The organism is Scleromatobacter humisilvae (assembly GCF_023231945.1).
Lineage (GTDB): Bacteria > Pseudomonadota > Gammaproteobacteria > Burkholderiales > Burkholderiaceae_C > Scleromatobacter > Scleromatobacter humisilvae.
Genome location: NZ_JAJLJH010000002.1, coordinates 497,193 through 522,023 on the forward strand (window position 1 = coordinate 497,193; position 24,831 = coordinate 522,023).

The 24,831-nt window shown below is 68.1% G+C and carries 19 protein-coding genes; all 19 read right to left on the reverse strand.

What is annotated here, in order from left to right; genetic code table 11:
* Positions 1–17 precede the first annotated feature (17 nt).
* Entirely contained in the window at positions 18–1,334 is a 1,317-nt protein-coding gene (locus LPC04_RS11620; RefSeq protein ID WP_275682383.1) for a putative O-glycosylation ligase, exosortase A system-associated, read from the reverse strand.
* Positions 1,327–2,550, reverse strand: a complete 1,224-nt coding sequence (locus tag LPC04_RS11625) for a glycosyltransferase family 4 protein (RefSeq protein WP_275682384.1) — start codon at positions 2,548–2,550, stop codon at positions 1,327–1,329. The genes LPC04_RS11620 and LPC04_RS11625 overlap by 8 nt, the downstream gene beginning before the upstream one ends.
* Before the next feature lie 18 nt (positions 2,551–2,568).
* Entirely contained in the window at positions 2,569–3,885 is a 1,317-nt protein-coding gene (locus tag LPC04_RS11630) for a nucleotide sugar dehydrogenase (RefSeq protein WP_275682385.1), read from the reverse strand.
* Positions 3,882–5,111: a TIGR03087 family PEP-CTERM/XrtA system glycosyltransferase gene (locus LPC04_RS11635; RefSeq protein WP_275682386.1), complete on the reverse strand. Its 1,230-nt coding sequence runs from the start codon at positions 5,109–5,111 to the stop codon at positions 3,882–3,884. The genes LPC04_RS11630 and LPC04_RS11635 overlap by 4 nt, the downstream gene beginning before the upstream one ends.
* Positions 5,108–7,033, reverse strand: coding sequence for an asparagine synthase (glutamine-hydrolyzing) (gene asnB / locus LPC04_RS11640; protein ID WP_275682387.1), 1,926 nt, complete (start codon positions 7,031–7,033; stop codon positions 5,108–5,110). The genes LPC04_RS11635 and asnB overlap by 4 nt, the downstream gene beginning before the upstream one ends.
* A gap of 7 nt (positions 7,034–7,040) precedes the next feature.
* Entirely contained in the window at positions 7,041–8,252 is a 1,212-nt protein-coding gene (locus LPC04_RS11645) for a TIGR04063 family PEP-CTERM/XrtA system glycosyltransferase (protein WP_275682665.1), read from the reverse strand.
* 2 nt (positions 8,253–8,254) lie between these two features.
* Positions 8,255–10,198 carry an XrtA/PEP-CTERM system amidotransferase gene (locus LPC04_RS11650; protein WP_275682388.1) on the reverse strand — a complete coding sequence of 648 codons (1,944 nt, stop codon included), beginning with the start codon at positions 10,196–10,198 and terminating at the stop codon, positions 8,255–8,257.
* An 82-nt stretch (positions 10,199–10,280) separates the two neighbouring features.
* Positions 10,281–11,429, reverse strand: a complete 1,149-nt coding sequence (locus LPC04_RS11655) for a TIGR03088 family PEP-CTERM/XrtA system glycosyltransferase (RefSeq protein ID WP_275682389.1) — start codon at positions 11,427–11,429, stop codon at positions 10,281–10,283.
* Positions 11,429–13,042: a polysaccharide deacetylase family protein gene (locus LPC04_RS11660; RefSeq protein ID WP_275682390.1), complete on the reverse strand. Its 1,614-nt coding sequence runs from the start codon at positions 13,040–13,042 to the stop codon at positions 11,429–11,431. The genes LPC04_RS11655 and LPC04_RS11660 overlap by 1 nt, the downstream gene beginning before the upstream one ends.
* Positions 13,039–14,643, reverse strand: a complete 1,605-nt coding sequence (xrtA, locus tag LPC04_RS11665; RefSeq protein ID WP_275682391.1) for an exosortase A — start codon at positions 14,641–14,643, stop codon at positions 13,039–13,041. The genes LPC04_RS11660 and xrtA overlap by 4 nt, the downstream gene beginning before the upstream one ends.
* Positions 14,640–15,686 carry a FemAB family XrtA/PEP-CTERM system-associated protein gene (locus tag LPC04_RS11670; protein ID WP_275682392.1) on the reverse strand — a complete coding sequence of 349 codons (1,047 nt, stop codon included), beginning with the start codon at positions 15,684–15,686 and terminating at the stop codon, positions 14,640–14,642. The genes xrtA and LPC04_RS11670 overlap by 4 nt, the downstream gene beginning before the upstream one ends.
* Positions 15,686–16,552: an XrtA system polysaccharide deacetylase gene (locus tag LPC04_RS11675; protein ID WP_275682393.1), complete on the reverse strand. Its 867-nt coding sequence runs from the start codon at positions 16,550–16,552 to the stop codon at positions 15,686–15,688. The genes LPC04_RS11670 and LPC04_RS11675 overlap by 1 nt, the downstream gene beginning before the upstream one ends.
* A 16-nt stretch (positions 16,553–16,568) precedes the next feature.
* Complete coding sequence (gene wecB / locus LPC04_RS11680) at positions 16,569–17,723, reverse strand: non-hydrolyzing UDP-N-acetylglucosamine 2-epimerase (protein WP_275682394.1); 1,155 nt, start codon at positions 17,721–17,723, stop codon at positions 16,569–16,571.
* Positions 17,720–18,841, reverse strand: coding sequence for an XrtA/PEP-CTERM system-associated ATPase (locus LPC04_RS11685; protein WP_275682395.1), 1,122 nt, complete (start codon positions 18,839–18,841; stop codon positions 17,720–17,722). The genes wecB and LPC04_RS11685 overlap by 4 nt, the downstream gene beginning before the upstream one ends.
* A 3-nt stretch (positions 18,842–18,844) precedes the next feature.
* A complete protein-coding gene (locus LPC04_RS11690; protein ID WP_275682396.1) occupies positions 18,845–20,407 on the reverse strand; it encodes a TIGR03016 family PEP-CTERM system-associated outer membrane protein in 1,563 nt (520 codons plus the stop codon).
* Between the two features lie 11 nt (positions 20,408–20,418).
* Complete coding sequence (locus tag LPC04_RS11695; protein ID WP_275682397.1) at positions 20,419–21,348, reverse strand: XrtA-associated tyrosine autokinase; 930 nt, start codon at positions 21,346–21,348, stop codon at positions 20,419–20,421.
* A 1-nt stretch (position 21,349) separates the two neighbouring features.
* Entirely contained in the window at positions 21,350–22,942 is a 1,593-nt protein-coding gene (locus LPC04_RS11700) for an XrtA system polysaccharide chain length determinant (RefSeq protein ID WP_275682398.1), read from the reverse strand.
* Between the two features lie 91 nt (positions 22,943–23,033).
* The gene (locus tag LPC04_RS11705) at positions 23,034–23,603 is read right to left on the reverse strand and encodes an XrtA/PEP-CTERM system exopolysaccharide export protein (protein WP_275682666.1); all 570 of its coding nucleotides are present in this window, start codon (positions 23,601–23,603) and stop codon (positions 23,034–23,036) included.
* 324 nt (positions 23,604–23,927) lie between these two features.
* Entirely contained in the window at positions 23,928–24,791 is an 864-nt protein-coding gene (locus LPC04_RS11710) for a ThiF family adenylyltransferase (RefSeq protein WP_275682399.1), read from the reverse strand.
* Positions 24,792–24,831 lie beyond the last annotated feature (40 nt).

The window sequence follows — 24,831 nt, forward strand, 5'->3', positions numbered from 1 at the left end:
GCCGCGCCGCGAGCGCTTCAGGAGGTCGGACTTCCGCGCGGGCGCTGCGCCAGCTTGGCGACCGGGCCAGCCGAACCGAACGCGCCGCGACTCTCCTTCGACGCCTCCTTGTCGTGCAGCCAACGCTCGCTGGCCACGATGATCACCATCACGTTGTACGGCAGGTCGAAATAGGCGAGGCTCAGGAACGCGCCGCCCACCGCATAGCCGACCATCGACACCTGCATCATGCCGGACAGGTGATAGAGCCAGCCGGCGTCTTCCCGGCGCTGTGCCTCGCGCCGGATGCGACTGGCCGTCCTGAACGTGAAGAAGCCGATGGACAGGAACAGGATCAGGCCCACGTAGCCGTGCTCGCCAAGCACCTGGAAGTAGATGCTGTGCGCCGCATGGACGTCATCCGGCACGGGCGCGTAGCGCGCGAACAGCTCGTTGGTGTAGATGAAGAAGCCGCCGCCCAGGAACCGGTCGTTGGCCAGGTGCGTGGTCATCTGCCAGGCGTTGATGCGCCCCATCGCCGAGCTGTCCTGGTTGTAGGTGCCGATCGTCTGCATGCGCTCGTCCCAGGAGGCGGGCATGAACTGGGTCAGCACCAGGCCGATCAGGCCGATGACGATGGCGGCCTTCGCCTTTTCCTTGCTCCGCATCCACAGCACCAGGCCCATGGCGGAAATGGCGAGGAACGCGCCGCGCGACTGCGTGCCCAGCACGGCCACGGCCGTGAAGAGCATCAGCACCGTCAGGGAGATGCGGACCCAGCGGCGCGTCGCCACCGCGCGCAGGTAGTTCATCATCGGGATGACCATGACCAACGCCAGGCCGACCTCGTTGTTGCCTTCGATGAAGCCGCCGGGCGGCCCCCACACGCGCTGACCGCCGCCGGTCAGGATGGTGAACAAGCCGCCCTTGAAACCATAGAAGGCGAGCGACAGCGCATTGACCCAGATGAACAGCTCGATGTGGCGGCGTTCGCGCAGCGCCGCAGCGGCGACCAGCGTCATGGCCTGGATCTTGAAGGTGCGCTTCAGGTCGATCCAGGACTCGTCCGGATGGATCGCGAACACGGTCGTCACGACCATCCACAACGTCAGCAGGATCAGCGCCACGATCGCCGGATGGCTGGGAAGGCGCACCTTGTCCTTGGTGATGAACAGCGAGACGACCGTGGCGCCCGCGGCCATCGCCGCGAACGGCATGCTCATCGCGAAGCCCCAGGCGAGCTTGTGCGGATTCATGATGCTGATCCACGTCCAGAGCAGCACGCCGATCCAGGTATGGCGGCACGCGAACGGCAGCGCCGCCACGACGATTCCCAGCAGGATGACGTCACGCATGGGCGGTCTCCTGCGCGATCGAGCGGAACAGGTTCAACTGCGCCGCGCTGGTCGCCTGCCAGCCGAACTGGCTCGCGTGGGCGCGCACGCTCTCGCGGCTGGGTTTCGAGCGCAGCAAGGCCAGGATCTCCGCTGCGATGTGCTCGGCGTCGCGCACGTCCACCAGCCGCCCGGCCGCCGCGTCGGTGATGACCTCCGGCGTGCCGCCACGGCGCGTGGCGACGACCGGCGTGCCGCAGGCCATCGATTCGAGCAGCACGTTCGCCCAGCCTTCGCGGCTCGACGAGAGTATCGACAGGTCCGCCGCGCTGAACCAGGACGGCAGCTCGGCATTGGGGACGCTGCCGGCGAACAGCACCCTGCCCTGGATGCCCAGCGCGGACACCTTCTCCTCGAGTCGCCCGCGCTCCGGGCCCGAGCCGACCAGCACGAGATGCGCCTGCGGATACTGGGGCAGCAGGCTGGCGAATGCGGCGATGGTCAGGTCATGGCCCTTCAGGGGCACCAGGTTGCCCACGGACAGCAGCACCGGGTCGCCCTGCAGGCCCAGCCGCGCGCGCGACTCGGCCTGCGGCAGCGGCCTGAAGCGCTCGAGGTCGACGCCGTTGCGCATGACGTGAAGCTTCTCCCGGCCGATGTCCCATTCGCCGATGGCGTCCGCCAGCGCCTTGCTCACGCCGATGGAGGCGGCGGCCCGGCGTGCCGCCCACTGCATCATGCGCCGCGGCTGCCGGTACTGCGCGATCAGGTTGATGTCGGAGCCGCGCGCCGTCACGACCAGCGGCTTGCCGAACCATTTGGCGAGCAGCGCCGCCGCCACGCCGTCGGGGTAGTAGTAGTGCGCATCGATCAGGTCGAAATCGAAACCATCGGCGAGGATGCCGCGGATCACCGGCGCCGCCGCGAGGGCCATGCTCAAGGGCGCCACCGTCATCCCCACCTTCGGCGGCAACGGATAGCGCGGATGGAAGACGGACACGCCCTGCAGCGTCTCGCGACGCGGCGTGCGGGCGTAGAGCGCATAGTCGCCGAAGCGCGGATTCGACGAGAAGAACCAGGGCACGGGCGCGACCACGCGGACGTCCACCGACCCCGTCGCCATCAGTTCCCGCAGCCGGGTCTGCACGAAGAGGCCATGGCCGGGCCTGACGCTGCTCGGGAACAGCGTCGAGAACAAGAGCGTGCGCACGCGCCGCGGCATGGCATCGGAGGGCATGGCGCTAGCGACGTCGATTCACCAGCACAGGCCGGTGACCTGCGCCCGGATGTCGCCGCGATTGCGGACGCGCACCAGGTCGAGGACGGTCTGGTCGGCACGGCAATGCTGCGCGAGCGCGCGTTGCGTCGGCTCGTCGTCCAGACCCAGCACGAGCACGTCGGACTTCGCGATCACCTCGGCGATGTCGGCGCTCAGCAGGTCGCCGATGTGCGGCAGGTGGGTCTCGATGTAGCGGCGGTTCGCGCCCAGCAGGCGCGACAGCGTCACCTCCGGATCGTAGATCGACAGCTGCATGCCCTTGCCGATCAGGTGCTCGGCCAGGTTGACGAGCGGGCTCTCGCGCAGGTCGTCAGTGCCGGTCTTGAACGACAGTCCGATGAAGCCGATGCGGCGCTTGCCGCTGTCCAGCACCTTGGCGATCGCGACCTCCAGGTGATCCCGGTTCGACTGCATGATGCTGCCCAGCACCGGGATCTCGACGTCGTGGATCTTCGCCAGGTGGGCCGTGGCACGCAGGTCCTTCGGCAGGCACGAACCGCCGAACGCGAAGCCGGGCCTCAGGTAGGCGCGCGAGATGTTGAGCTGCGTGTCCTGGCAGACCAGGTCCATGACCTCGAACGCGTCGACGCCGAGCGCGTCGCACAGGCGCGCCGTCTCGTTGGCGAACGTGATCTTCAAGGCGTGGAAGTTGTTGCAGCAGTACTTCATCATCTCGGCCGAACGCACCGAGGTCTCGATGAACTTGCACGGCAGGTGGCCGAACAGCTCGCGCAGGCGGTTCGCCGGCTCGGGATGGTTGGCGCCGACGATGGTGAACGGCGGCTTGTCGTAATCGCGGATCGACGAGCCTTCGCGCAGGAACTCGGGCTGGAAGCTCAGGAAGAATCCCTCGCCGTCCTTCTTGCCCGACGCCTCCTCGATGATCGGGCGCAGCACGTCCTCGACGGTGCCCGGCACGAGCGTGGAACGGAACACGACGACGTGCGGCGCCTGCTTCTCGCCGATCGCCTTGCCGATGTCGGCGGCCAGTCGCAACACCGCCGACTGGTCCTGGCTGCCATTGGCGGCCGACGGCGTGCCGACGCACACGAGCGAGATGTCGGTGTCGCGGACCGCCTGCTGCGCGTCGGTGGTGACCACGACCCGGCCGGCCGCGGCGACATGGGCCATCAGGTCGACCATGCCTTCTTCGACCACGGGGGTCTTGCCGGCAGCGATGAGGTCGAGCTTGGCCCGGTCGATGTCGACGCCGACGACGTCGTGGCCGTCGCGGGACAGGCAAGCCAGCGAGACGGCGCCGACATAGCCCAAACCAAAAATGCTGATCTTCATGCGAGTGTGCCCTGCGTTACGGGAAGTCTTGTGGGATCGAAGCCGGCGATGCAGCGCTCGATGATGCGATCCAGCCGCTGCATCGAGTGCGGCCAGGAGTGGTGGCTGAGCATGCGCTCGCGGCCCGCGACCGACAGGCGTCGGCGCTCGTCGGGCGTTTCGAGGACGCGCAGGATGGCGGCGCAGGTCTCGGCGGGCGTGTCGGCCACCAGGAAGTGGTCGGGCGCCTGCGCGTCGACGCCGCCTGCGGCGATGGTACTCGTGACGACCGGGACGCCCATGGCCATCGCCTCGAGGATCTTGTTCTGCGTGCCGCGCGCGATGTTCAGCGGCGCCACCATGAGTGCCGAGCCGAGGATGAACGGCCGCACGTCCGGCACGGAGCCGGTCACCGTCACGCCGGGCAGCTCGCCGAGCTTGCGCATCTCGGGCGACGGATCGGCGCCGACGATCAGCAGCTTCAACGCGGGTCGCCGCGCCTTGAGCAGCGGCCAGGTCTGGCTGCAGAAGCGCGCCATGCCTTCCTGGTTCGGGTAGTAGTCCATGCGGCCGATGAAGCTGATGGTGTCGGCGTCGTACGGTTCTTCCGACGGCTTGAAATAGCCGGCGTCGACGCCGTTGGGGAACCAGTCGGTCGCGCGCGCGGTGCCGTGGCTCTCCAGCGTCTCCCACTCGGCGCGGGTGGTGGCGGTGCAGAGGTCGAACCGGCGTGCCAGGCGGCTCTCGGCGCGCTCCATCTTGCGGCCTTCCAGCGTGTAGCCGAGCGACAGCGGGAAGGGCTTGTAGTTGGCGTACTCGAGCCACTTCTGCGAATCCATGTCGCCGAAGTCCAGGATCTTGGGCACGTCGCTCACGTGCTCGACGTACTGCGCCACCGACGAGCAATGGACGAAGATCAGGTCCCAGCGCTTCTGCTTCAGCAGCTCGCGCACCCGCCGCGCCAGTTGGTTCGAGCGAAAGAAGCCCATCGACGACGGCGTCGTCAGCGGCAGGCGCGCGACCATGCGCAGCACCTGCACCGGATTGGAGACCTGGGCCATCTCGTAGGAGGCGCAGAACGGCGCAATCCCGGCGCCCTCCTCGGCTTCCGCGTCGGAGCGCACCAGCGAACACACCGTGACCTGGTGCCCCTGCGCGGACAGGTGGCGGATCATGTTGAACGGGCGGATCTTGCCGCCGCGCTTCGGCGGGTACGGGAAGCGATGGCAGAGGTAGAGGATGTTCATCGGACGTGGCTCTTCAGTTCGTCGGCGACGTCCGACGGCTCGCGGCCGTCGAGGTAGATCCGACTCCAGACTTCCAGGTTCATCAGGGCCAGCAGCGCATCGGTACCGTCGATGCGGCTGGCCTTGTGGTCGGCGACCAGGCGGTCGATCGCAGGCTGCCGGAACAGGCCGCGCGCGGCGACCACCTGCGGGGCCAGCAGGCGATCGAGCAAGGGCGCCAGCTCGCCCTTGAGCCACGCGCCCATCGGCGTGCCGAAGCCGCGCTTCTTGCGATCGAGGATGTCGGACGGCAGCAGTTCGCCGAGCGCCTCCTTCATCACGTGCTTGAGCCGACCGTCGCGCACCTTGATCGCGGCCGGCATCGACGCGGCCAGCTCGACGAGCTCGTGATCGAGCAAGGGCACGCGGCACTCGAGCGAGACGGCCATGCTCATCTTGTCGGTCAGGAGCAGCAGGTCGTCCGGCAACTGGGTCTCGGCGTCGACGGCGAGCATGCGTTGCAGCGGATCCTGGGTGCCGGCGCCAGCCATCGCCAGCGACAGCGCATCCTCGGCCTGCGTCGACGGCTGCAGCATCAACTCGTCGACGACGTCGCGACCCATCACCTGCAGGTAGCTGCGATAGCGCTCGTCGTCGCTCAGTTCCGCCGAGGCCAGGAAGCCCTTGGCGAGCCGCAGCGCATTGAGCGCGCCGGAATGACGGTCGGACGGCAGGTGGCGCGCCGCATAGGCCGCACCACGCCGCATCCAGTGGGGCCATTTGCGCAGGCGCTCGGCGTAGTGGCCACCAAGATATCGGCGATAGCCGCCGAAGAGCTCGTCGCCGCCGACACCCGACAGGATCACCTTCACGTCCTGCCGCGCGAATTCGGACACCAGGTACGTGGTGATGAACGCCGTGTCGGCGAGCGGCTCGTCCATGTGCCACAGCAGCTTGGGCAGCAGCGAGACGACGTCGGGCTTGACCAGGATCTCGCGATGCGTCGTGCCGAACAGCCTGGCGACGCGCTGCGCGTAGGGAAGCTCGTTGTAGAGGGCTTCCGCGGCGCCGCCCTCGAAGCCGATCGCATAGGTGCGGATCGGCTGGGACGAATGCCTGGCCATGTAGCCGACGACGGCGCTGGAGTCGACGCCGCCGGACAGGAACGCGCCGATCGGCACATCGCTGACCATCTGCATGCGCACGGATTCCTCCAGCCGCGCACGGACGCGCGCGATCCACTCCTGCTCGGACACGCCCTGCTCGACGCGCGTCGGCAGGCGCCAGTAGCGCCACTCGCGGACCTTGCCGTCCTCGACGCTCAGCAAGGTGGCTGGCGGCAGCTTGCGCACGCCCTTGAAGATGCAGCCGGGAGCGGCGACATAGCCCAGGTGGAGGTAGCTCGCCACCACGCCCGGATCCAGCTCGGCACGCACGCCGGGCAAGGCGAGCAAGGCCTTGGCCTCGGTCGCGAACGCGAGGCGCCGCGCGTCCTGCATCACGTACAGCGGCTTGACGCCGATGCGATCGCGTCCGATCAGCAGGCGCCGCCGGCGCGCGTCCCACAGCGCGAAGTCGAACATGCCGTTGAGCCGGTGGACGAATTCGTCGCCGCAGCGCTCGTACAGGTGCAGCAGCACTTCGCAGTCCGAACCGGTCTTGAACACGGCGCCCTGCGCCTGCAGCTCGGCGCGCAGCTCGCGGTAGTTGTAGATCTCGCCGTTGCAGACGAGCCAGAGCGTGCCGTCCGCGTTGCTGAGCGGCTGGTGGCCGCCCGCGAGGTCGATGATGGACAGGCGCCGCATCGCGATGCCGCAGTCGCCATCGACGTGCAGGCCTTCGTCGTCGGGCCCGCGATGGCGCGTGACGTCGCCCATCGCCGACAGCGTGGACGCCTCGACGCGCTGTCCGTCCAGCTGGATGATTCCGTGGATGCCGCACATGACGGGATCAGCCGGCTGCGGCGGCGAGCCGGCCGGGCCGGTTCAACGCACGTCGGTAGACATCGTCGTAGCGCGCCACGCTGTTGGACCAGGTCCGCTCCGATTCCACGAAGCGGCGCGCCTGCGCGCGGATCCGGGGCCACTCGTCGCGCCGCGCGAGCACGTCCTCGAGCGCCGTCTCCAGCGCCGCCGCATCGCCCGCCGGGAACAGGAACCCGGTGACGCCGTCGCTCACCAGCTCGCGATGGCCGCCCACGTCGGACGCCACGAACATGCGCCCCTGCGCCATCGCCTCGAGCGGCTTCAGCGGCGTCACCAGCTCCGTCAGCCGCATCGACAGCCGCGGGTAGGCGAGCACGTCGATCAGGTCGTAGTAGCGCTGGACATCGGCCTGCGGCACCCGCCCCGTGAAGACCACATGCCCGGACAAGCCGAGCCGCTCCGCCTGCGCCTTCAGGTTGGCCTCCTGGAAGCCGCCGCCCACGAGCAGCACGCGCAATTCCGGGTGGCGCGGCAGCATGCGCCGCGCCGCCTCGATCAGCAGGTCGACGCCCTCGTAGCCGTAGAACGATCCCGCGAAGCCGAGCACGGTGGCACCGTCCAGGCCCAGGCCGCGACGCAGTTCCGTATCCGGCGCCGCGCCGAAACGGAAGGCGCCGACGTCGACCGCATTCGGGATGACGGTGACGCGCGAATCCGGAATGCCGCGCGAGGCGATGTCTCGCCGAAGTCCTTCGCAGATCGTCGTGATCTGGTCCGCGCGCCGCAGCGCGAACGACTCCAGTGCGCGCGACAGGCGGTAGCGAAGGCTGCCCTCGGTCGTCGTGCCGTGGTCGACCGCGGCGTCCTCCCACGAGGCGCGCATCTCGTAGACGACCGGCACGCCCGTACGCCGCCCGACCCACAGGCTCGGCAAGGCGTTGAGCACCGGCGAATGGGCGTGGATGACGTCGGGCTGCTCCTTGCGTACGATCTCGCGCAGGCGCGCGGCCGTCAGCCTCATCTGCGTGAGCAGTCCCTCGGTGCCGTCGTTGGGCGTGCGGTGGAACAGCCAGCCGTCCACATCCTCTTCCGTCACCGCGCAGCGGCCCTGCTTGGCCGTCGTCAGGTGCGACGTGTGCCAGCCGCGCGCGCGTTGCTCGCGCAGGATCGCGAGCGAGCGGAACGTGTAGCCGCTGTGCAGCGGCAACGAGTGGTCGAAGACGTGCAGGATCCGCAAACTCATGGCTGAACCACCGCCTCGCGTTGCGGCGCCGGCGCGGCGACGGGCACCTCGTCGATCACGTTGCGCAGGAAGGCCTCGAACATCATCAACGTCCAGAGCGACGCGCTGTAGTCGCGCGCGCCCGACTGGTGGGCGTCGATCAGGTGCTCGAGGTACTTGCGGTCGAACCAGCCCGTCTCCGCCAGGCGCGGCCCGAGGATCGCGTCGCGCACGCGCTGCTTCAGCGGGCCGCGGAACCAGCGCGCCAGCGGCACCGCGAAACCCATCTTCGGGCGATAGAGAATGCTGTCGGGCAGCTGCGGCTCCATCGACTTCTTCAGCAGCCACTTGCCCTCCTGGCCGCGGATCTTCAGCGACGACGGCAGCGTGGCCATCCACTCGACCAGCTCGTGGTCCATCAGCGGCTCGCGCACCTCGAGCGAATGCGCCATGCTGGCGCGGTCGACCTTGGTGTTGATGTCACCGACCAGGTAGGTCTTCAAGTCGAGGTACTGGATCAGCGCCAGCGGGTCGTCGGTGGACGCATTCGCGGCGTGGCGGTCGAACACCTGCTCCGCGCTGTAGCCGGCCAGCTCGCTCTTGAAGCGGGCGCTGAACAGCTGGTCGCGCATCGGCGTCGACAGGATGGACATCGAATGGAAGTAGGCCTCGACGGACGTGCGCGCCATGCCCTGGAACGTCGTCTTGGCGCGGAACATGCGCGGCGCCCAGTCTGCCTTCGGATAGGCGCGGCCCAGCGTGTTGAAGATCGGCCGGCGCATGGCCAGCGGCATCGCCGAGCGGAAGCGTTCCTCGAACAGGTGCAGCTTGTAGCGCCGGTAGCCGCCGAAGGTCTCATCTCCGCCGTCGCCCGACAGCGCCACGGTGACATGCTTGCGCGCGAGCTGGCACACGCGGTAGGTCGGGATCGCCGAGCTGTCGGCAAACGGCTCGTCGTACTGGCGCGCGAGCGTGTCGATGAGGTCGAAGTCGTCGCTGCGCACCGTCTCCACGTGGTGGTTGGTGCGGTACTTGTCGGCGACCAGCTGCGCGAACTCGGCCTCGTCGAAGGCCGGATCGTCGAACGCGACCGAGCAGGTGTTGACCTTGCCGTCGGTCTGGCCCGCCATCGTCGCCACGACGGCGCTGGAGTCGACGCCGCCGGACAGGAAGGCGCCGAGCGGCACCTCCGAGATCATGCGCAGGCGGATCGACTCGTCGAGCCGGTGCCGCAGCTCGGCGCAGGCATCCTCGGCGCCGATGCGGCTGTCGAGCGTGAAGCGGACGTCCCAGTATTGCTGCGGCTCGACCGCGCGTTCGCCGCGTTTGACGACCAGCGTGTGCCCCGGCGACAGCTTGCGCGCCTGCTTGAAGATGGTGCGCGGCTCGGCGACGTAGCCGAGCGCGAAGTACTCCTCCACCGCGGCCGGATCCATGTCTCGCGACAGCCCGCCGTGGGCGAGCAGCGCCTTCAGCTCCGAGCCGAAGACGAAGCGGCCGTCGGCCAGCCAGGCGTAGTACAACGGCTTGACGGCGAGGCGGTCACGCGCGAGGAACAACGTCTGCTGGTTGCGATCCCACAGCGCGAACGCGAACATGCCGCGGAAGCGCTTGACGCAGTCCACGCCCCAGGCCTCCCACGCGTGGACGATGCATTCGGTGTCGCTGCGCGTGTGGAACACGTGGCCCAGAGCCTGCAGCTCGGGAATGAGCGACTGGTAGTTGTAGATCTCGCCGTTGAACACGACCACGACCGAGCCGTCCTCGTTGAACAGCGGCTGCTGGCCCGTCGACACGTCGATGATGGACAGGCGCCGGTGCGCGAGGCCGACGCCCGCCTCCACGTGCACCGAACCCTCGTCCGGGCCGCGGTGATGCTGGGCCTGGTTCATCCGCGCCAGGGCGTCGCGATCGATCTCGCTCGATCCCTGCGGATCCAAAATGCCGGCGATTCCACACATGATGTCTTCCGATCAATCTAGGCCCGGGGCGCGGCGTGGCCGCTGGCCGGGTGGTGCATTGCATTGTCCAAGCCGCGGCTCCTCAGTGTCCGCGCATCAGGCGCTCATAGGCGCCGCGATAGCCGTCGACCATGGCCTTGAGGCTGAAGCTCTCGACGGCCAGCTCGCGCGAACGCTCGCCGTGTCGCCGGCGCGTGTCCGGGTCGGCGAGGTACGCCGCAAGCAGGCGCTTGAGGGCCGCGACGTCGCCCACGTCGAACAGCGCGCCGTTGCCGCCGTCCTGCACCAGTTCGACGTTGCCGCCAACCCGCGTCGCGAGCACCGGCAGTCCGGTGGCCATGGCCTCCAGCACGGTGTTGGAGATGCCCTCGGCCAGCGACGGCAGCACGAACACGTCCATGCATTGGAGCAGCTGCGCGACGTCCGAGCGATCCCCCGCAAAGGTGGTCAGGTGCGCGATGCCGAGTGCCTGCGCCTGCCTTTCCAGCGCCTCGCGCAGCGGGCCGTTGCCCACGATCAGCAGCCGCGCCGATGCGGCGCCCGGGCCGCCCTCGCCCACCAGCTCGGCGAAGGCGCGCAGCAGCGCCTGCTGGTCCTTCACCGGCTGCAGCCGGCCGACAGTGCCGATGACGACCCGTCCCTCACCCTGCAGCGACGCCGGCAGAAGCGCCATCGGCTTGCGTTCGGCGGGATGGAACTTGTCGGTGTCGACGCCGTTGCAGATCGTCGTGATGCGCTCCGGCCGGATGCCGACCCGCTCGACCAGGTAGTCGCGCAGGCTGCGGGAGACCGTCACGTAGCGCTCGACGAGCGGCGCGTGCAGCTTGCGCAGCACCTGCTCCTTGCGGCTGCGGCCGTCCAGGTCGTGGACGTCCCAGCCGTGTTCGCCATGCACGCAATGCTTCACGCCCGCCAGTCGCGCCGGCAGCAGCGCGTCGAGCCCGGACTTGTTGCGCGAGTGCACGATCGCCGGCTTGAGTCGGCGGAAGGTGCGGAACAGCTGGTAGCGCAGGCGCCACGTGCCGATCTGCGAGCGCCGCATCGCCATCACTTCCGTGTCGGGGCGGGTCAGGCGATTGCGGAAGTCGGAGTAGTCCTCGATGCAGACGATGGCGTGCCGGTAGCTGGTCGACGGCATCCGGTTGATCAGGCTCACCAGTCCGTTCTCCATGCCACCGGTGACGAGATGGTGGATCACGTGCAGGATGAGCGGGCGCGTGTCGGTCGTCATCACAGCCCCACGCACTCGCGCATGAACGCCTGGTCGGAGAACTGCCAGTGGATGCCGCGCCGCAGGACGTTGAACGGATCGACGCGGCGCACGTTGGTGCCGCCATAGGCCGACAGGCAACCCGTGTAGCCGGCCTGCCGCACCAAGTCGAGCCGGCTCGGCGTCATGTGGTGGCGGCCACCGTACGGATAGCCCAGGATCACGTCCTGGATGCCGAGCTCGCGCCGCAGCGTGTCGCGCGACTCGGTCAGCTCGTTCCAGACCACGTCCTCCGGCTCGCCCGCGCAGTCGATGTGGTTGACCGTGTGCGAGCCGATCGTGAAGCCGTGCTTCTTCATCGTGCGCAGCTGGTCCCAGTCCATCGTCGGGATCGGGTCGTTCCGGCGCTTGACGTCGTGCGGGAACGTGCGATCGGTGTTGACGATGCCCGTGGACACGAAGAAGGCCGCCGGGATCTGGTGGCGCACGAGGATCGGCACCGCGTTGTCGTGGTTGTCGCGGTAGCCGTCGTCGAAGGTGACGCACACGAGCGGCTGGCGCGAGCGCGGGATGACCTGGGCGTCCAGCACCTCCTCGAGCGACAGCACGCGGCAATGCCGGCGGATCAGCGCCATCTGCCGATGGAACTGCTCGACGCCGGTGCTCAGGTTGTCGCGCACGTCGTCGGTGACGCGGTGGTACAGCAGCACCGTGATGCGCGGCGCCGCCGCGCGATAGAGCCCGGAGCGCCAGGCCGCGTGCGTGCCGCGGCCGAGGCCGGCCTTCAGCAAGGCCTTGGGCAGCGGCTCGGCGACCGGGTCGCGCGCCGCCAGCTTGCGTTCGAGCGCCGCGACCTGGGCCAGCGACGGCTTGCGGTTGGTGCGCCCGCCGGTGCCCTGCGGCGAGGGCACGGCCGTGCCTTGCAGGACATCCGCGAGCGCGGACTGCACGAGCCGGTTGCCGACTTCGTCGAGCCTGAGCTGCAGCCCCTTGACGGTGGAGAACGGCGCGCACGGCACGACCTCGCGCGCGGCCACGGCGCCGGTATCCAGCTTCTCGTCGACCCAGTGCACGGTGCAGCCGACGCTGGTCTCGCCGTTCCAGAGTTCCCAGAACGCCGGCGGCATGCCGCGATAGTCGGGCACCCGTCCCTTGTGCAGGTTGAGCGTGCCGGCCTCGGGCAGCGCGAACAGCGGCTTGCGGAGGATCGGGGCGCCGAGTGCCAGCCCGAGTCGCGGCGCGAAGTCCTGCACCAGGCGGATCGAGTCGGGCGCGTGGATGTCGGGCACGCGCACGATGCGCACATTGCGGCGCGCGGCGAACGCGTCGCTGGAGAAGTCGCTCCCCGGCAGTGCGTTCGTGCCGGGCTGCGGCGCGCCGCCCCGGCTGCCGGCGACGCGTCGCCAGACTTCGCCGAGCGTGTACGGAAACCAGCGCCAGCGATCGCGGCGCAGGGCGCGCCACTGGCTCTTGACGAGCGGCACGAGGCGCTTGCGCGGCGAATGCACGAGCACCAGCCACTCCATGCCGGCGATCGCCTCGTCGGCCAGCACGATCCCCTTGCGCACAGCGAACGACAGGTCGCCCGTGAAGACGACGACCCGGTTGCCCGACGCGCCCACGGCGCCGCTCATCGCTGCCTCCACGTCCGCGTCAGCTGCGCGTCGAGCACCCCGAAGTTGTCCTGCACGAAGGACTGCAGGGCGCGCTCGGCCAACGCCGGCGAGGTCCCGCCCACGTACACGATGAGCTCCGCGGAATCGTCGCCGCGGCCCAGAAGCCGGTCGATGGCCACGCCCGCCTTCGCCACGGCGTCGCTGCTGGTGAAGCGGCCGCCGACCCAGTAGACCTGCCAGGCCGTCACGCTTGTTTCGCCGCCGCCGCTGAGTTCGTCGCGAGGACGCAGTTCGGCGCTGCGCAGGTCGATCGCCGTCGACCCGGTCGCCACGTGACGGCGTCCGTCGACGACGCGCCTCCAGCGCTTGTCCTCGCTCTGCGCCAGCAGCGCGTCCGCGTCGCTCAGCTTGCGCAGGTCGTCCTGCTGGCGGTAGTACGCGACGTAGAGCCCGACCGGCGGCAGGCCCTCCTTGCGGTAGACGGCGTCGACCAGGGCGGACGGGTTGTCCAGCTTCGGCTTCCATTCGACGCCTGGATCGCCGGAGACCGCGGACCATCCCGGCGCGAGCGTGGCGGGTGCCGCGAGCACCGGCGCGGCCGTCGACTCGCGGCGGCCGAGTTCGCGCAGCGTCCAGGGCGGCACCGCGGCCAGCACGATCAGCGCCGCGGCGACGGCAAACGTCGCCTGCATGCGGGCGCGCGTCCCCGCTCCGGCGACCGCTTGGCCCGATGTCGCGGCCGCGGCGCGCGGCGCGGGCGGCTCCGACCAGCGGATGCCGACCCAGAACAACAGGAAGATCACGATGCCGAAGAACAGCCAGCCGTAGATCAGGTGGTCGACGCCGGTGGCGATCCGGTTGTCCGACAGGTGGCCCAGCATCACGATCAGGTAGGCCCGCACCCAGTTCGCCAGCAAGGGCATCAGCAGCGACACGCCCATGAAGATCACGCGGCGCCTCGTCGAGCTGTACATCAGGTAGGCGTAGAGCGTGCCCACCATGAAAGACGCGATCAGGTAGCGCACGCCGCTGCAGGCCTCGACGACCGACCATTGGCCGGACGGGATCACGAACATCAGCCCTTCGCGAAAGACCGGCACGCCGCTCAGGCGCACCGCGGCGACCGTGAAGTCGGCGGTCATCTGCATCAGCAGCGGCAGCAGGAACTCGCCCAGCGGCACCGCGAAGAACAGGAAGGCCAGCGGAAAGGCGGCTGCGCGCGCAACGCGCATTCCCAGCACCGCGGGCACGGCCAGCGCCAGCATCGCCACGAAGGCCAGTTGCGTGATGGCGTTGACGGCCGCGAGTTCGCCCAACAGCCACAGCACGGCGATGCCCGCCATCGGCAGCAGCATCCACGCATTCGCACGCGGCGGGATGGCCGCCAGCCGCTCGCGATCGCGCCACAGCAGCCAGGCGCAGATCGGCGGCACGAGGAACGCGTGCATGAAGGTTTCCGACCGGATCCAGATGCCCACCATGCCGGCCGCGGTCGACCAGTACAGCGCCAGCACGGCCGCCACGACGAGCGCCAGCGCGGGCAGCGACGTGCTCCAGGCGCTGCCGGGCGCCGGCCGGCTCAGGCGGACGCTGGGCGTCGGTGGCAAGGTCGTGCTCATCCCAGGCTGCGCACGACGAAGGGGCCAAGCCAGTTCGCCACCCCGATCGGCAGGCGGCGCCAGGTTTCGATCATCAGCTTGTACTTCGCGTTGGACGGGTTGTTCTGCGGAATCGCGTCGCGCTTGTAGAGCTGGTATTCGTAGTGCAGCGGCGCCGGCTCGAAGCCCCAGTTCTTCTTGAACGAATACGAGCCCGTGCCCTGCTTGCTGCGTCCGTAGTCGAAGACCTTGAGGCCGCGCGCGCAGGCGCGGCGCATCAGCTCCCAGTACTTGAAGTCGTTGGCGGCCAGGTCGCGCGCGAGCACGTCGTCGCCCGCGTAGTACGGCAGCACCTCGTCGCGGAAGTAGAAGCTGAGGACGCTGCTGAGCGTGCGGCCATCCGGCGCCACGACCGTCAGCACCTCGCAATCGCCGGCGAACTCGTCCAGCAGCGCCTGGAAATAGCGCTTGGGCATCGCCGGCGTGCCGTGCCGATGCACGTTGTCGGCGTACAGCGCGAAGAAGCGCCCGACGCCGTCGTCGATCTCGCTGCGCAGGCCGTTCTTGATCCCCTTGCGCACCATCGCCCGCTGCTTGCGCGGGATGGCCAGCATGTTGGCTTCCTCGTCCGGCAGGATCTCGCGGCGGAAAGTGACGTAGAGATCCTGCAGCGGCCAGTCCGAGTGACGCTGCACGACGTTGCGCAGCTCGAGGTGGTCGACGCCCAGGTTGCGCCCGATCCGCGACGCCTCCTTCTCCAGCGCGAGCGCGACCGCCTCTGTGACCGCGGCGACACCGCCATAGACCGCGAACGGCAGGCTCGTCAGCGAGTTGCCGAACAGCGCGCTGTCGACGTGGCCCAGCGGCAGCACGCCGGCGATCTGGCCGTCGAGCTCGGCGTAGAGGAAGTACGCGTCGTGCCGGAACACGTCGACCAGGATGTTCTGCCATCCGGCGCGATGGAAGAACGTGGCGCTGGGGCAGCCCTGGACGAACGCGTCCCAGGCCTCGGCCGCGGCGCGATCGTGGCGCGCCAGCCGCTTGATCTGCAGGGCGGCGGCCATCAATTCAGCGCCCGGCCCGTCGCCGTGCCGGCCTTGAGGAAGATGTCGTCCATGCGGCCCCACTTGAAGTCCGCCAGCAGGCCGATCAGGCGGTCTTCCATGCGATCGATGTTGACGTAATGGCGGAAGCGCGTCTTGGCATCGATGCCCGCGATCCTCGGCTGCGCGACGTCGAACTCCCACGGGTGGCAATAGAAGATGGCGGCCTGCTGATCCATCTCGTGCACGCGCTTGATCATCCAGCGCGACACCGGATACGGCAGCAGCCGGAAATAGCCGCCGCCGCTCGAAGGCAGGTTGCGCTTGAACACGCGCAGCGTGGTGATGGGCACCTCGATCAGCTCGGGCTTGACGCGGTAGGCGAAGCGCGGCGCATCCGGCATGCCGTAATGGTCGTGGCGGATCGGATAGATGCTGGAGCTGTAGCGGTAGCCGGCGCGCAACAGGCAGTCGAAGGCCCACAGGTTGGCCGTGCCGATCGAGAAGCTCGGCGCCCGATAGCCGGTCACCGCGCAGCCGCCGACATCCTCGAGGATCGCCTTGGCGCGCGTGATGTCGTCAAGGAACTCGGCTTCGGTGAGGTCGCTCGCGCGCTGGTGGCCATAGCCGTGGCTGGCCAGCTCATGGCCCCCGCTCACGATGCGGCGCACCAGCTCGGGATAGCGCTCCGCGATCCAGCCGAGCGTGAAGAAGGTGGCCTTCGTCTCGTGCGCGGCGAGGATCTCGAGCAGCCGGTCGACGTTGCGCTCGACGCGGCATTCGCGCTGGCCCCACTCGCTGCGCGCGATGTACGGCGCGAACGCGGAGACCTGGAAGTAGTCCTCCACGTCGATGGTCATGGCGTTGATGATCGTGTCCGACGGCATGGGATCTCGTCTCAAGTCAGCGCGCTTCGGCAAGCCAGCGGTCCAGGTCGGCCGCGATGCGCTCCGCCGCGTGCCCATCCCAGTATTCGGGCGTGCGCCCCCGCTTGCCCTGGCCCTGCAGGATCTCATCGACGCATTGCAGGATCGCGACGCGGTCGTCGCCGACCATCGTGTTGGTGCCCTCTTCCACCGTGATCGGCCGCTCGGTGTTGGCGCGCATCGTCAGGCAGGGCACGCCCAGCGCCGTCGTTTCCTCCTGCAGGCCGCCCGAATCGGTCAGCACCAGCGCGGCCTCGGCCATCAGGCCCAGCATCTCGAGGTAGCCTTGCGGCGGCAGCAGCACGACGCGCTGCGGATCGATCTGTCCGGCCAGCCCGAAGCGCTCGATGTTGCCGCGCGTGCGAGGGTGCTGCACGAAGACGAGCGGCAGGCGCGCGGCGACCTCGGCCAGCACGCCCAGCAGGCGGCCAAGCACCTGCGGGTCGTCGACGTTGGACGGCCGATGCAGCGTCACGACGCCGTAGCGTCCGTGCGCGGTGAGGATGGACGGATCGATGCCGTTCGCGCGCAGCGTGTCCGCCGGCTTGTGGGCGTGCTCGCGGTTGGCGAGCAGCGAGTCGATCATCACGTTGCCGACGAAGCAGACGCGCTCCGGCGCGACGCCTTCGCGCCGCAGGTTGTCGCCCGCGCTGCGCTCGGTGATGTAGAGGCGGTCGGCCACCTGGTCGGTGAGGACGCGGTTGATCTCCTCGGGCATCTTGCGGTCGTAGCTGCGCAGGCCGGCCTCGACATGCACGACCGGCACGTTCTTCTTGACCGCCACCAGCGTGCAGGCGAGCGTCGAATTGACGTCGCCCACGACGATCACGCAGCAGGGACGGTGCGTGTCCAGCGCCGGTTCGAAGCGGCGCATCACGTCGGCCGTCTGCACGGCATGCGTGCCCGAACCCACGTCCAGGTTGATGTCGGGCCGCGGCAGGCCCAGGTCGGTGAACAGGCGGTCGCTCATGTCCCGGTCGTAGTGCTGCCCGGTGTGCACGAGCATCGCCCGCAGCCGCGGCGCGTGCGTGGACAGCGCGCGCAGGATCGGCGCCATCTTCATGAAGTTGGGGCGGGCGCCCACGACGCACATCACCGGGCCGGGCGGATCGAAAGTCGACGAATCGGTCATGAGGGGTTCTCGTCCTGGGCCGGAGGCTGTGCCGGGGCCGCGGGCGGCTTGACGGCGCTGACGAGCTTCAGCAAGGTTGCAAGAGTGTTCTGCGTCAGGCGCTCGACGCGCAGCATGGTGGCCTCGACACGCTGCAGCTGCTCCTGCCCCTGCTCCGCGACGAGGCCGCTCAGGTGCTTGGTGAGGCGGGCCGCGAGTTCGGGGTCGAGACCGATGCGCGACAGGTCCAGGTTGGCATCGTGGCCGTTCGTGCGCGGCGCGGTGCGCAGCGCGCCCTCGCCGCCGACATCGAGCTCGATGTCGATGGCGGTCTCGCTGGCGAAATCCTTGACGACCTCGGCGACGTCCTCGACGCTCAGGTGCGTGCGGCCGTTCAGGAACCCGAGCAGCAGCAGCCGGTCGCAGATGGAGTTGATCCGGCGCGGAATGCCGCCACTCGCCTCGTAGATGCCCGTGTAGGCCCCATCGTCGAACGTCGGCAAGCCGGTCGAGCCGGCGCACTTCAGGCGATGCTGGATGTAGCCGCGCGTCTCGTCGGCGTTCAGCGGCCCGATGTGGCAGGTCGCGGCGACTCGCTGGCGGAACTGCTCCATCTCGGGCCGGCGCAGGATCTCGCGGAACTCGGGCTGGCCGATCAGGAAGGTCTGCAGCAGCGCCTTGTTGCCGAACTGGAAGTTCGACAGCATGCGCAGCTCCTCGACCGCCCGCATCGTGAGGTTCTGGGCCTCGTCGACGATGAGCAGGCAGTGCTGGCCCTTGCTGACCTTGCTGAGAAGAAAGGCCTCCATCGCGATCAGCAGCTCGGACTTCGGGATGCCCTTGACGTTGAAGCCGAACGCCGCGCCCACCATGCGCAGCGTGTCCTCGGCATCGAGCTGCGTCGTCACCAGCTGGCCGACGATGACGTTGCTGCCATGCATGCCCTCGATCAGCGCGCGCAGGATCGTCGTCTTGCCTGCACCGATCTCGCCGGTCACGATGACGAAGCCCTCGTTGCACGAGATGCCGTACTCGAGATAGGCGCGGGCGCGGCTGTGCTGTTTGCTGCCGAAGTAGAAATTGGGATCGGGGCTCAGCAGGAACGGCTTGCTGCTCAATCCATAAAAGGCTTCGTACATTCGTCAGATCTGCAAATTGAGAGTGGCGAGCAGCGCCCATTCCGTGTACGGCGAGTCGCCGATCGCAATGGAACGCCGCGCACCGAGCGAGAAGTGCGTGCGCAATCCGAGCTGGGTGATCCAGTTGACGGTGGCGGTGCGCAACTCGACATGCGCCCCTGAATCGCGATCGAGCGTCCGCGAGTCCGAGAGAGTCAGGTTGAGGGAGCTCAGCTCGGTCAGTCGATGTGATGCGGACAGCGACGCGGTACGCTGCCGCACCGAGCTGCCGTCCGACAACGAATCGGACGCCGTCGACAACGGATCGAGCCGGCTCGTATCGCTCTGCTGCGCCGACAGCAGGATGTTCGTGCGCAGGCCGATGTAGCCGACGGAGAACGACAGGGTGCGTTGCAGCGAGACGGCGTCGGTAAGAAAGCCCGTCGGGACGACGACCAGCGGGTTCAGGCCCAGCGCCTGCAATTCAAGCAGGGTCTGGCTGGCCCGCGTGACCGGGTCGGGATACTTCGATGCCAGCTGCATGTAGATGAGGTCGAACGCCGTCATCAGCTGGCCCTGCGAGGCGGCCGACGCATTGTTGGTGACCTGGCGACTATCGCCGATCATCCACACGGTGTGGGCCGTCCGATGCTGGAAGCTGAACGTGTAGGCGTCGCCGAAGTAGCGCTTGTCGTCCTCCAGCAGCAGCGTCGTGCGGTCGGAAGGCTTCCAGCGCACGCTCGCGCCGTAGGTCGTGTCGTACTTGAGATTCAGGCTCTCGACGTCGGTGCCTTCGCGGCCGCCGCGCAGCGTGAGTTGCAACTCGCCGTCCGGGCTGAAGATGAGCGAGCCGACCGCGCTCTTGGTCGTCGTGGCTCGACCCTCGCTGAAGTCCGTTTTTTCGTCGGAGACGTCCAGGCCCCAGCCGATGCGGGCCGTCGTCTGCGCCGTGCCCAGGTGAGCACTGCCGCCGGAATTCGTCGAGTTGCCGATGGCGCCCGAGCTGCTGTGCGTGATCGAGTAGTCGCCGCCCAGCCGGTAGGCGACGTTACCCGCCAGGATGCCCTGCAGGTAAGGCGTCACGGATAGCGACGCGACCTGGGTCTGGTTGTCGGTGTGCAGGGCAGCATCCGGGGTCTGCGTGCCGAACGCGCTGATGTTCTGGCGCGAGATGCTGGCGTTTCCGTCGATGAACAGATGGTGGTCGAGCAACTGCGTCTGGACAGCGCTCTCGAGCGACTGCTGGATCGCGTCCGCCGAGGTGCTGCGCGCATAGTTCAGGCCGACCAAGGAATAGTTCAGGAAGCCCTGCGCCCAGCCCGCGGCGCTGCGAACCTGCAAGCTCGGACTGACCTGCGTGACGAGATCGGCGCGCCGGTCGGTGGCCGTCAGGTTCGCGTTGTCGGTGAGCGTCTCGTTGACGGTGACGCTCGGCGAGATGATGAACGGGCGACTGGCATCGCCGCCCGAATCGGGCTGCGCCTGGGCATCGAACATCGCCAGGCTCAGCAAGCCGAGCACGGTCAGGCGATACCGATCGATCGCGACGACGCGCGGATTTCGGTATTCGGGCTTCGCGCGCGCCACGGTGGCCATCCTCAGGCCGCCGGCTGCCGTTCGGCCGGGCCGTCGTAGGAATACCCGTGCCCGTAGCCGTACCCCTCGCCGGTCGGCGAACCGCTGCGCGACATGTTCAGGAGCATCATCCGCACCGGGCACGCCTCGATCGTCGCGAGCGCGCGCTGCACGTCGGCGCGCAGGGTCTTCTCGGCCTGCACGACCATCACGACCTGGCCCATCTGGGTCGCCAGCACCCGGGCCTCGGTGGTGAGAAGCAGTGGCGGCGAGTCGAAGATGATGATCCGGTCCGGATAGCGCTTGGCGATATCGTCCAGCAGCAGGCGCATGGCGTCGCTGGCCAGCAGTTCCGTCGAGCGCGGGTGTGGCGTGCCGCTGGGCAGCAGCGTCAGTTTCTCGATGCTGGTGCGCAGCAGGACGTTTGACATCTCCGCTTCGCCCTTCAGCACGTCCAGCAGACCCGCGCTCGGCGGCAGGTTGAGCATGCGCAGCAGCGACGGGCGCGCGACGTCCGCGTCCACCAGCATCACTGTGTTGTCCAGCTCGGCGGCGATGCTCATGGCCAGGTTCACGGCCGTGTAGCTCTTGCCCTCGCCGGCCAGGGCGCTGGTCACCATGATGAGGTTGCCGTGCTTAAGGATCGAGGCACCCTTGCCCATCGCGTTGCTGATGAGCGGCCGCTTGATCACGCGGTACTCGTCGGCGGTCTGCGAACGCGGCGCGTTCGGCGTGACCAGGCCCGACGCGGCAAGCGCGGCCAGATCGAGCTCGACGCGCTTCGCTGTGGGTGCCGGCTGGATGGTCGCAGGCGCCGCCACCACGCGCGGCGCACTGGCAATGGCGGGCGCCGTCGGAGGCGCCGCCGGCACGGGGGCGTCCTCCGGCATCATGGCGCCGGCCCTGCGCAGTTGTTCGAGCCGTTCGGCGGCTTGTTCGATCAGGCTTGCCACGTCATTCCCCTCCCGCGCGGCGGGCGGCCACGACGGACATCACGATGATCGTGGCCACGAAGACCCCGACCAGGGAACCCGTGCCGGCAAGGAACCGCATCAGATAGACCTTCTCGATTCGCTTCTGCGCCTCGCTCGTCACGCGCGAGACGACGCCAAGCACGGGGAGCTCCAGCTGCGCGCGCAGGTCGCCCGTGTTGAAGAACACCGGCCGCAACTGGCTGGCCACGAACGCGAAGCCGAAGCCGCAGCCCAATGCAGCGGCCATCGCCGCCGCGAGCAGGATGAGTCGATTCGGCGAGACGGGCTTGTTCGACACGCGCGGCGGATCGATCAGGCGGAAGTCGGCCACGCCGGACGCCGACTCGAGGTCGCCGGACATCACCGCCGATTCGCGCCGGGCCACCAGGTCCTCGTAGTTCTTCTTGTTGATCGTGTAGTCGCGATTGAGCTGCGAGGCCTCCGCCTCGAGCTGCGGAGCCGTCTTGATCGCGTCCTTCGCGCGCTCGTAGCGCGCGGAGTAGTCGGACACCCGCGCCTGCAGGCTGGCAACCTGCACTTCCGACGTCGCCAGCAGGCGGTTCAGCTCCTGGTAGACCAGGTTCTCGTTGTTGTTCGACGCCGTCAGCGTCGGCGTCGCCATCGCAGCCTTGCGCAGCTCCTCGACCTGCTTCTTCTTCTGCGCCTCGAGGTCGGCGATCAGGTGCCGCGTCGAGACCACGTCGGGATGCTGATCCGTGTAGCGCTGGAGCAAGGCGTCGAGATTCTTCTTCTGCGCGTCGATTCGGGAATCGATCTCGGGCGTCGCTAGGTTGACCGCCGATTCCTGCAGCAGGCTCTGGGTCGTCAGGCTCGCGTTGGCCGCCTTCTCGTTGTTGAGTTGCGTCTTCGCTGCGTCGCGCGCGTTTTCCGCCTCGTGCAGCGCCACGCGCGCGGTGTCCAGCTGCTCACCAAGCGTCGCCAGTTGCGAGGCCGAATCCCTGCCTTCGGAGAACTGCATGTTGATGTTCTTGAGCTTGAACTCCTTCAGCTTGGCCTCCGCCTCCTGCAGCTTTTCCTCATAGCTCTTGATCTGGTCATTGATGAACAGCTTGGCGGTGGCCGTGTCGCTGCGCGAGTTGCCCAGGCTGGATTCGACGAAGATCGACACCAGCGCCTGGATCACGCGCTGCGCCTTCGCGGAATCGGAGTCGCGGTAAGAGAGCGTATACAGGTTGTCGCGGCCGACGCTCTTGATCTCGAGGCCGTTCATCAGCTTGCCGACGAGTTCTTCCTGGCGCGCCTTCGAATCGACCTTGAGGTCGAGATCGGCCATGCGCACGAGCTTTTCAACGTTCGGGCGGCTGATCAGCGTGCGGCTCAGCATCACCACTTGCTGGTCGACGTTGGGCTGGACCGCCAAGCCCGACATCAGCGGGCGCAGGATCGATTGCGTGTCGACGTAGATGCGTGCCGTCGCCTCGTATTCGTCCGGGACGCGAAAGACGACGACCACGGCGACGAGGCCGATGACCCACGCCACCAGCAGCGACTGCCAGCGAAACCTCCACATGCCCTTGGCGACGGCAAGTGCCTGGTCTATCAACTCTTCCATGGAATACGTGCAATCGCGTCAGTAAAGCAGGCGCCTTCGGAGGCGGGCCTGCGCAGTGCGAGAACGGCCAGGGTCCCGGCCGCAGAAGGAATCAGAAGAAGCTCTGGGGGATGATCAACACATCGCCCGGCTTCATTTCGACGTTCGCGGAGATGTCGCCGCGCTTGATCAGATCCTTCAGGCGCACGGCGTATTGCGCATGCTGGGACTCGGAAGTGCGAAGAATGGTGGCGTCGTTGCCGGCCGCGAAGTCCGTGAGGCCGCCCACGGCGATCATGACGTCAAGCAGCGTCATCTGCTGCTTATAGGGCAGGAACTGCGGCCTTGCCGCTTCGCCGATCACGCGGATCTGCTGACTGTAGGGGCCGATGAAGCTGGTCACGACCACCGACACATTCGGGTCGATCACGTACTTGGCGAGACCCTTCTGGATGTCCGTCGTGATCTGAGCGGGCGTCTTGCCCTGGACGACGAGATCGTTGATCAGCGGCGTCGAGATCTTTCCGTCCGGGCGAACCGTGACGGTCATGTTGAGTTCGGGATTGCGCCACACGGTGATGTTGAGCGAATCGCCGGAGCCCACGATGTAGCTGTAGTCCTGGGTCGAGGCCGACTGCGGCGCAGGCGGCAGCCCGGCGGACACGCTGGTGCATCCGGCCATCAGACAGATGACTGAACAAAGCAGCGCGCCCATTGCCGCACGCGCCGTCCTACCGATAGATCTTGTCATGGTGTCCTCCACAAACAGACGTGACCGACGCAGTGCGCCGGAGGGAGCTCCCGCCCCATCTCACACGCCTCAGGCCGCCCGCTTCCCTCCAGCAATCCTCGCCGGAATCATGGCACATCCAAGCAGGCAGCCGCAAGGCTCAGTCGTAGGGAAACGACCCCCCCTTTGGGTGAACCCCGACATCGCGAAGCGGCATTCCTGCACACCCGGACGTGTTTGCAACACGACGGTCATGAAGGCCGCCGATCCGAACGCTCAACCCCGCAAGCGCGGACGAATCAGCATCAGCAGCAGTTGCTGCAGTGGATTGGCGTTGCCCCCGGGCCGCCAGGTGAAGCTCAGGCGATCGCGATAGGCGTCGAACTGCATGGCCCACGGCGCGAATCGGAAGCGGCCGCGCCCCAGCAGCACCTTGAGGACGGCCGTGCCCATGACGCCCGCGCAAAGGTCGCAGGCCATGCCGGTGGACGGTCCTCGCTGCTCGACAAAATTGACCGCCTCTGGCGCGACGAGATAGTTGCGCTGCAGCATGGCCGGCGACAACCCCGCGATGAAGCGGGCGAACTGCTCCTGGTGGTCGTGCCCCTCGACCTTGAAATACTGCTCGAAGCTCATCCCCGGCGGCGCAAAGCCAAGCATCGCCACGCCCATTCCGAGCGGCGCCGCCGTCAGCGCGGGAATGCCACGCTCGTAGCACGTCCTGAAAAGAAGACGCCGCGCGTCCATCGCGAAGAAGTCGATGCTGTCCACGTAGACGTCGACGTCGCGCAGGAACTCGTCGATGTTCGACGGCGTGACGCCCTCGCCAAACATGCGGATGTCGGCTTGCGGATTGATGTCGCGGCCAATGCCGGCCATGACGTCGACCTTGGGCTGCCCCATGGTCGACATGAACGCCCCGGCCTGCCGGTTCATGTTGTGGATCTCGAACCGGTCGAAGTCGGCGATGTTGAAGTTGCCGACCCCCAGGCGCGCCAATGTCCTCAGGTGTGCACCGCCGACCCCGCCCATGCCGGCGATGGCGATCCGCTTGGACCGCAGGGTCTCCTGTTCGGCCGCGGTGACCCAGCCGAAGTTGCGCGAGAACGCACGCTGGTAGTCGAAGGTCGCGGCGGACACGGGGCAATCACCTCATCGGATCAACTGGCGACGACGACCG